The sequence below is a fragment of the Nodosilinea sp. LEGE 07298 genome, assembly GCF_015207265.1.
In the GTDB taxonomy this organism is placed as follows: Bacteria; Cyanobacteriota; Cyanobacteriia; order Phormidesmidales; family Phormidesmidaceae; genus Nodosilinea.
The window spans coordinates 1-8719 of sequence record NZ_JADEXE010000275.1; the positions used below are offsets into that span (position 1 = coordinate 1).

General features: G+C 55.3%; 8 protein-coding genes and 1 pseudogene. 6 read left to right on the forward strand and 3 right to left on the reverse strand.

The genetic code is table 11. The features are described 5' to 3' along the window. Positions 1 to 138: 138 nt before the first annotated feature. From msrA to pheS, 3 genes are all read right to left on the reverse strand, one after another. Positions 139 to 804, reverse strand: coding sequence for a peptide-methionine (S)-S-oxide reductase MsrA (gene msrA / locus IQ273_RS26250; RefSeq protein WP_194026091.1), 666 nt, complete (start codon positions 802 to 804; stop codon positions 139 to 141). A 164-nt stretch (positions 805 to 968) separates the two neighbouring features. Beyond that, positions 969 to 2207, reverse strand: coding sequence for a Zn-dependent hydrolase (locus IQ273_RS26255; RefSeq protein WP_194026092.1), 1239 nt, complete (start codon positions 2205 to 2207; stop codon positions 969 to 971). A gap of 316 nt (positions 2208 to 2523) precedes the next feature. Beyond that, positions 2524 to 3525, reverse strand: a complete 1002-nt coding sequence (gene pheS / locus IQ273_RS26260; protein ID WP_194026093.1) for a phenylalanine--tRNA ligase subunit alpha — start codon at positions 3523 to 3525, stop codon at positions 2524 to 2526. An 88-nt stretch (positions 3526 to 3613) separates the two neighbouring features. On the opposite strand from pheS, the gene surE reads away from it, so the two are divergent. The 6 genes and pseudogenes from surE to IQ273_RS26290 form a co-directional block, all read left to right on the forward strand. Next, positions 3614 to 4441 carry a 5'/3'-nucleotidase SurE gene (surE, locus tag IQ273_RS26265; protein WP_194026094.1) on the forward strand — a complete coding sequence of 276 codons (828 nt, stop codon included), beginning with the start codon at positions 3614 to 3616 and terminating at the stop codon, positions 4439 to 4441. 233 nt (positions 4442 to 4674) lie between these two features. Beyond that, on the forward strand, positions 4675 to 5562 hold the full coding sequence (locus tag IQ273_RS26270; protein WP_194026095.1) for an MBL fold metallo-hydrolase: 888 nt from the start codon (positions 4675 to 4677) through the stop codon (positions 5560 to 5562). Positions 5563 to 5706: 144 nt separating this feature from the next. Next, the gene (locus tag IQ273_RS26275; RefSeq protein ID WP_194026096.1) at positions 5707 to 6765 is read left to right on the forward strand and encodes a bifunctional riboflavin kinase/FAD synthetase; all 1059 of its coding nucleotides are present in this window, start codon (positions 5707 to 5709) and stop codon (positions 6763 to 6765) included. A gap of 125 nt (positions 6766 to 6890) precedes the next feature. Next, complete coding sequence (locus IQ273_RS26280; protein ID WP_194026097.1) at positions 6891 to 7799, forward strand: MoxR family ATPase; 909 nt, start codon at positions 6891 to 6893, stop codon at positions 7797 to 7799. A gap of 113 nt (positions 7800 to 7912) precedes the next feature. Further along, positions 7913 to 8167 carry a hypothetical protein gene (locus IQ273_RS26285; protein WP_194026098.1) on the forward strand — a complete coding sequence of 85 codons (255 nt, stop codon included), beginning with the start codon at positions 7913 to 7915 and terminating at the stop codon, positions 8165 to 8167. A 74-nt stretch (positions 8168 to 8241) separates the two neighbouring features. Further along, a pseudogene (locus IQ273_RS26290) lies at positions 8242 to 8719 on the forward strand (MltA domain-containing protein); the annotation flags it as partial.

Below are 8719 nucleotides of genomic sequence, written 5' to 3' on the forward strand. Positions count from 1 at the left end.
GCCCCTTTGAACAACTCAACGGTTTCCGCTATCACGACAACTGGGTGCGCAACCTGCTGATTGCCTCTTCGTTAAATGGCAGAAGGCCGTTGCCCAGGAAAGCCGACACAAAATAAGTTGGAACTAGAATTGGTCGTTCTATCCCTCGACAGCTACCCCCACAGGGCAGGCCACATTTGTACCGCCTAAGCCGCAGTAACCGCCTGGATTTTTGGCTAGGTACTGCTGGTGATAAGCTTCAGCATAGTAAAACTCTGGGGCTTCCAAAATTTCGGTTGTAATAGCGCCATAGCCAGAACGGTTGAGAGCGTCTTGGTAAGCCTGACGAGATGCTTCTGCCAACCGGCGTTGGGCCTCAGAATATACATAAATACCTGAGCGGTACTGAGTACCTGCATCGTTACCCTGGCGCATACCCTGGGTAGGGTTGTGGCTTTCCCAAAAGGTTTTGAGAATTTGTTCGTAGGTAATCACGGCTGGGTCAAAGACAACTTGCACCACTTCGTTGTGACCCGTTAGCCCAGAGCATACCTCTTGATAGGTGGGGTTGGGGGTATAGCCAGCGGCATAGCCTACAGACGTAGAGTACACGCCCTCTAGCTGCCAAAACTTGCGTTCAGCTCCCCAAAAGCAGCCCATGCCAAAGAGAGCTAGCTCCATGCCAGCAGGAAAAGGAGGAGTGAGAGGATTGCCGTTGACGTAGTGTTTGTCGGGCACGGGTATGGCCGCAGACCGACCTGGAAGCGCCTCATTAGCGGCGGGCATTTCAGACTTTTTGCCTTTGCCTAAACCAAAGAAAACCATAGGAATGATTGCGATATGTATAGGAGCACTGATTCAACTATAGCGTCAACCACTTAACAGTTCCCAGGTAGGGATATCCCTATGCGGATGCTCAGTGTAGAGGTATTGGGATCTGGAGAAAAATACCTTTTGGGGCTGGCTGCCTAAATGCCCAGAATCTTAGTTTATCGGTAGTGGCGATCGAGGCGCAGTATGGTCTCTAACAGCACATTGGCACCGTTAACGCATTCTTCAGGAGTGGTATATTCCACCTCTGAGTGACTAAAGCCACCCTCACTAGGCACAAAGATCATACCCATATCGGTAAAACGGCCCATTTCTAAAGCATCGTGACCCGCGCGGCTGGGTATGGGCATGTGGCTCAAGCCAAAGCGATCGCTCACCTCAGCAATAAGAGCCTGGATGTGGTCAGCCGCCGGACTGGGGGCAACGTTAAGCTGAGGCACAATCTCAATGTTGGTGCCAGTGCTCTGGCCAATCAACCGCAGTTCTTCTTTTAGATCGTCGATTAAATCATTGATCACATGCTGGTTAAGGTCACGCACATCAATGCTGCACTGAACCTGGCCAGGCACAATGTTGTCGGCGTTGGGCCACACCTGCAGAGCACCCACCGTGGCCACCTGCTGAGCCGGGGGGCGCTTGCCCAAACGGTTTACCACCAGCACCACCTGAGCGGCGGCTACCAGGGCATCTTGGCGCTGATCCATAGGGGTGGTGCCAGCGTGGTTGGGTCGTCCGGTTATATGAATTTGGTAACGCTGCATACCAACAATGCCCTGCACCACACCAATTTGCTTTTGGGCCGTTTCGAGTACGCCGCCCTGCTCAACGTGGAGTTCGACAAACGCGCATATATCGTCGCGAGTACGCTTAGACAGAGCCAGTTGATTCCAATTGCCACCTGCAGCATTAACGCATTCATCGATGGGGCGACCGTCTTTGCGGTGGTAGTCGGCAGCATCCAGAGCGGCGGTGCCAGCCATAGCGCGACCCCCAACCATGGTGTCCTCTTCGTCGGCAAAAACGATCACCTCGAAGGGGTGCTCTAGGACGATGTCGTTCTCCTGAAGGGTACGGGCTACCTCAATGCCTGCCAGCACGCCCAAAGTGCCGTCAAACTTACCGCCACAGGGCACGGTATCGATGTGCGATCCGGTGGCAATAGCTGGTGCACTGATGCGGCCTGGACGGCGGCCAATCAGGTTGCCTGCCGTGTCAATACAAGTGTTCAGCCCCGCTTCTACCATCCACCGCCGCACCAGTTCGCGCCCCTGAAAATCTTCTGGGCTAAAGGCCAACCGACAAATACCACCATTGTTGAGCTGCCCGATTTGAGCCAGGTCGTCAATGCTTTGGTTGAGTCGCTTGCCGTTAACGCTAAGGGTTTGTAGGAGGGCCATAGGTACTTATTCGGAGGAGTACAGTGAAGAGATGAAACGTCGACTCCAGAAAACGTTACAGACCATCATAAACCGTGACATCTCTGTATACAGTCTATTGTATACAGAGCTTTATTTCTGTTTTGTTTGGTAGGAACCTTCTGCGGTATGGTGGTTTCCACACGCCGCTACAGCCCAGTAATGAAGCTGGACGAGGTGATAAGAACTATGCCTTGGAGCGGCCAACGCTCAGGCAGAAATTCCTGTGGTTAGGAAGGCCTTGTCATCCCAATGACCTCAGAGTGCCCGGCGAGAAGCCATAAATTTGGCAGTGGCTCTAAAACTGGCGCAAAAACCGCAGATCGCTCGTGTAGAGGCGGCGAATATCGTCAATTTGGTGCTGCACCATGGCCAGCCGTTCAACCCCTAGGCCGGCCGCAAAACCGCTGTAGATCTCTGGGTCATAGCCAACGAATTTCAGTACGTTGGGGTCGATCATGCCGCAGCCCAGCACCTCAAGCCATTTGCCCTGCCACTGCACATCTACCTCGGCGGAGGGTTCGGTGAAGGGGAAGTAGCTGGGGCGAAACCGGACTGGAATATCGCCGTAGAGAGCTTCTAGAAAGACTTTAATGCTGCCGCGCAAATCGGTGAAGGTGATATCGGTATCGACGGCAAAAAATTCAATTTGATGGAATACAGCGGCGTGAGTAGCATCGACCGTATCGCGGCGGTAGCAGCGGCCAATAGCTACGGCCCGCAGCGGGGGCTCGTTGGCCTGCATATAGCGAATTTGCGTATTAGACGTGTGGGTGCGCATCAGGTGACCGTTGGGCAGGTAGAGGGTATCCTGCATATCGCGGGCCGGGTGGTCGGGCAAAAAGTTGAGGGCTTCAAAGTTGTAATAGTCGGTTTCAATTTCGGGGCCATCAGCCACGGTGTAGCCCAAGCCGACAAAAATATCGACAATGCGATCGATGATGCTGTTGATAGGATGAATACGGCCCTGGGGTTGAAAAACACCTGGCATAGTCACATCCAGGGTCTCAGTGGCGAGCTGAGCCTCAATGCGAGCCGCTTCTAGGGTCGCTCTACCCTGATCTAGCTGAGTCTGAATCAGCTCTTTGACCTCATTGGCCAAAGCCCCAATGCGTGGGCGTTCTTCCGCAGAAAGCTTACCCATGCCTCCCAAAACTTTAGAGAGCTGGCCTTTTTTGCCCAGGTAGCCAATCCGCAGCTGCTCTAGCTCGTCTAGGGTGGCCACAGCGGCGATCGCCTCCTGAGCGGCCTGCTTCATAGCTATCAGGTCAGCTTCTAGCTGGGTGGGTGCGGAAGTCATTCTGGGTGTATGGTGCAACAACAATGGGGCAAGGCCCAACTTGGTTATCCCCAAGCTTTGATTATTTTAGTGTGGCGGGGGAACAGTCATGAATATTCTCATCAGCAACGACGACGGCATTTTTGCTCTAGGCATGCGCACGTTGGCGACCACCCTGGCGGAGGCAGGGCACCAGGTCACGGTAGTGTGCCCCGATCGCGAGCGATCGGCCACGGGCCACGGCCTGACCATGCACAAGCCGATTCGAGCCGAGGTGATCGAGTCGGTATTTGACAAAAACATTCACGCCTGGAGTTGCTCGGGCACCCCTGCCGACTGTGTCAAGCTGGCCTTGGGGGCGCTGATGACGACCCTGCCCGATGTGGTGGTGTCAGGGATTAACCACGGGGCTAACCTGGGTACCGATGTAGTCTATTCGGGCACGGTATCTGCCGCGATGGAAGGGGTTATGGAGGGAATTCCTGCGATCGCAGTCAGCCTGACTAGCTTCACCCAGGGCAGCTTTGCCCCCGCCGCCGACTTTATTCGCGATCTGTTGACCAATCGCGATCGCTTTTCTCCAGCCGCTCCGCTATTGCTCAACATCAATGTGCCAGCGGTAGCCGCCGCTGACATCAGAGGGGCCAAAATCACTCGCCAAGGCATTCGCCGTTACTTCGACCAGTTTGAAAAACGTCTCGACCCCCGTGGTAAAACCTACTACTGGCTTGCCGGAGAGGCGATCGCGGATGTTGAAGATCCGCTCCCTAACCAGGGTTGGCCACCCGATTTAAAGCAGTCAATGGCAACCATACCCACCGATGTGGAGGCCATTCGCGATCGCTACATTTCGGTCACACCACTGCAATACAATCTCACCGCCGTGGGCGATCTGCTAGATTTGGCTCAGGGGCGACGGCCTCTACTGCCAAAGTAAGCCCACCGGCAGCAAAAAATCGCTGACGACGGGATTTCACCACGCTTTCGGGCAAACTAGATTCAACATAACCCGTAGCACCTCGCGTTTCCTTGGGTAAGGTGGCTGACCCACCCTGACCATTTTGAACAGAGTTCATTACTATTAGAGGAATCTCAGGTAAATGCTCTATCCCAAGGCGCATCTGTAATTTTTAGCCTGATGTCCCATGTTTTCCCAAACCCAAGAGATTCATGGCTGAGCTAACCGAGCAATTTTTAGTCCGGTTCTGGGGCGTTCGCGGCAGCATCGCTTGCCCAGGAGCACCTACCGTACGCTACGGTGGCAACACCTCCTGTGTCGAGATGCAGGTCGGCGGGCATCGGCTCATTTTTGACGGCGGTACCGGCTTGCGCGAACTGGGCTTAACTCTGCTAGGCGAAATGCCGGTTGAGGCCAATCTCTTCTTTACCCACTCCCACTGGGACCACATTCAGGGATTTCCCTTCTTTGTCCCAGCCTTTGTGCGGGGCAATCGGTTTAATATCTATGGCACAGTCGCCCCTAACGGCTCCACCATTGAGCAGCGCCTCAACGACCAAATGCTGCACCCTAACTTTCCGGTACCGCTGCAGGTAATGGGGGCCGACCTCAAATTTTGCGATATCGATGTGGGCGAAACCCTCCACATTGGCGACATTACCATTGAGAATGCCCTGCTTAACCATCCTGGCGAGGCGGTAGGCTATCGCGTGTCGTGGCAAAACCACGTGGCCGCCTACATCACCGATACCGAGCATTACCCAGATCGGCTAGATGACAACGTTCTGTGGCTGGCTCGAAACGCTGACGTGATGATCTACGACTCTACCTATACCAATGACGAGTACCATGACCCCAGGTCTAGCAAGGTAGGCTGGGGCCACTCGACCTGGCAAGAAGCAGTTAAAGTAGCCAAGGCCGCTGGTGTAAAAACCTTGGTCATTTTTCATCATGACCCCGCCCACGATGACGAATTCATGGATCAAGTGGCGGCCCAAACCAAAGCTGTGTTCCCTGGGGCCGTGGTGGCACGTGAAGGCATGGTTTTAAATCTCACACCCACCCCCGCTCCAGTCCCATCCCATGTGACTGGCGGCTAGCATCGTCACCGCTCAGTTGTGGTTAGCCAGGTGAGCCTTACGCGAGGGTTAACCCCTAGGGTTGATCCGGCTGTGTTTAGGTTCTAGACGATCGATAAGCATGACGCCCGTGCGGGGGCAGCAGTATATGTAAAAATGTAAAGCGTGTGGATCACGTCTTCTCTTGCGACAGCTATTACCCCAACGGCCATTGCCCTGGGGAACTTTGATGGTGTTCACCTAGGCCACCAGGCGGTGATCGGCTCAGTTGTGCCGATCGCAGGCCAAGCCACGCAGCCGTTTAGCCCCGGCATTCCCGATCGGGCCGGGGCTGATTTGCGGGGCCTGAGCCATCTTCAAAGAGGTCAGACTGGTGGCGTAGTCATGTCTTCTCAGGCAGCAGAGGCAGCGGTAACGCCTGTCCCCACAGTGATGACATTCTTGCCTCACCCCCAGGAGTTTTTCTCGGGTCAGGCCCGCCCGCTGCTAACGCCCTTACCGGAAAAAGCGGCCCAAATTAGCCGCTTGGGCATTGAGCAACTGGTGCTCCTTCCCTTTGACCAGCACTTGGCCAACCTTTCCCCCGAAGATTTTGTGGAATCGCTGTTGATCAACCAGCTGCGGGTCACCAGCATTAGCGTGGGCAAAGATTTTTGCTTTGGTAAGCGGCGTCAGGGCACCGTCGATGACCTAAAAAACCTGGCGGCTCGCTACGGTGTGCAGGTGCACATCACGCCGTTGACCTGCCTGGGCACAGAGCGCATTAGCAGCTCGCGCATTCGCCAGGCCTTAGCAACAGCCGATTTAGCAACGGCCAAGGCACTGTTAGGCAGGCCCTATAGCCTGACTGGTCGGGTTGTGCAGGGACAGCAGCTGGGGCGCACCTTAGGCTTCCCCACCGCGAACCTGCTGCTGCCAGCCGAGAAGTTCTTACCCCAAACTGGGGTTTACAGTGTTTGGGTGCAGGGGGCAACCCAAACCCCCTATGACCTGGTGCCTGCCGTGATGAACTTAGGCACCCGACCGACGGTAAAAGGCTTAGCCCTGACCGCCGAAGTCCATTTACTGAACTGGGCGGGCGACCTCTACGGCAAGACCCTAGACGTGCACCTGCACAACTGCTTGCGGCCAGAGCAAAAATTCGATTCCCTCGCCGACCTCAAGGCTCAAATTCAGCGCGACTGTCAGCAGGCGCTGGAAGAATTGACGCGATCGCCCTACTAGACTGGTCATTAGCCATGGTTGGTAGGCAGTCGGGGCGCGATCGGGGCATCATAGGCCTACATACATTACGGCTAAGTTCAGCTAAAGATCTTAATCTGGACTTGGCTACAGCAGGGGTTAACCGCATGCGCGATCGCATTGAGACACTCGTCCAAAACTTAAACAAGACCATTGTTGGCAAGTCAGATTCGATTCGACTCGTGCTGGTGGCGCTGTTTTCGGGCGGACACGCCCTGCTTGAAGACGTGCCAGGGGTCGGTAAAACGCTGCTGGCTAAGTCATTAGCCCGCTGCATTGACGGCAAGTTTCAGCGTATTCAGTGCACCCCCGACCTGCTGCCCACCGATGTTACCGGCACCAACATTTGGAACCCAAGCAGCGGCGAGTTTCAGTTTATGCCGGGGCCGGTCTTTGCCAACATTTTGCTGGCCGACGAAATTAACCGAGCTACCCCTCGTACCCAGTCGGCCCTGCTGGAGGTAATGGAAGAGCACCAGGTCACCCTAGATGGGCGATCGCGTCCGGTGCCCAACCCGTTTTTTGTCATTGCCACTCAAAACCCAGTGGAGTATCAGGGCACCTTTCCGCTGCCCGAAGCCCAAATGGATCGCTTTGCGCTGTCCTTTAGCCTTGGCTACCCCACCTCAGACGAAGAACTTAGCATGCTGCAGCGGCTAGGGGGCAGCACATCTCCCCAAGATATTCAGCCCTGCATTACCCTAGATGAGGTCATGGCTCTGCGGCAAGAATGCGCCCAGGTAACCGTAGAAGAGTCACTACAGCGATACATCCTAGATCTGGTCAGAGCGACCCGTACCCATAGCGAAATCACTCTGGGGGTCAGCCCGCGCGGGTCTGTTGCCTTCCACCGAGCAATTCAGGCCCTAGCTTATCTAGAGGGTCGTAGCTACGCCATTCCTGACGACGTGAAGAAGCTAGCCCCCCATGTGCTGGCCCACCGGCTTATTCCTGCTGGGCACCATCGGCCTCAGCGTCTGGTGGCTGACCTGCTGGACACCACCCCAATCCCCTAGCTCATTCAGGCGAAGCTAGTTGGGTAGCAAACAGAAAATGCTCCAAGCTGTGGTAGTTTTTAGGGCCAAACAGCCCATAATAGGGGCGGTGAACTGAAGGATCGCAATCTCCCATGCCAAGAACGCCCAGTGAGTACATCGTTCACATGCTGCTTGATGGCGGCCACCACGAAGAGGTGCGCTTTTCCTCCATTCAGGATTTTCAGAAGTGGTATAGCGGCGAATTGATGCCCAAAGCCACTTCCGAAGAATTTATTACGGTGCCTTTGCCTAAAGTGAACCCCGGCGAGTACATGGTGATTCGCCCCTCCCGCCTCAGCGCCATTCGGGTTGAGCCAGTCTTTAGCTCTAGTGTTGAACGGTTTTAATGGGTAGTCAGGTTAGGTTTAGCGCAAATGTTTGGCGGCTGGTTGCAGGTCTCGGAGCACTGGCACCCCTAGCCATGCTCGATGTAGCCCTGCCCTTGGTGGCAGTGGCTGGGGTGGTCGAGACTGGAGGGGAGCTGGTGGCAGAGTTTGCCCCCGACACAGGAGCCCCAGCCGAATTGCCGCTACGACTCCTGTCGGCGACGGCGGCAGAGACGGTATGGCCTACCCTAACCTTGCCCGACGATCGCCAGGCCTTGATACAGGCGATTAATCATAGCTTTACTTACTTAGCTACCCCTAAAGCCGCCGAGGATTATCAAAACTACCCGGTGCCGGGAATTACGCGCGATCGCGTGTGGCATAGTCTGCAGCGCCTGCGTCAGCTAGTAGCGACTAGCCCTAACAATCAAGCCTTTCAAACTGCTCTGCGCCAAGAGTTTGTCCTCTACACATCCATCGGCTCTGACGGTGACGGTACTGTTGCCTACACCGGCTACTTTGAGCCTCAGTACATGGCCAGTGCCGTACCAACAGCCGAATACCGCTATCCCC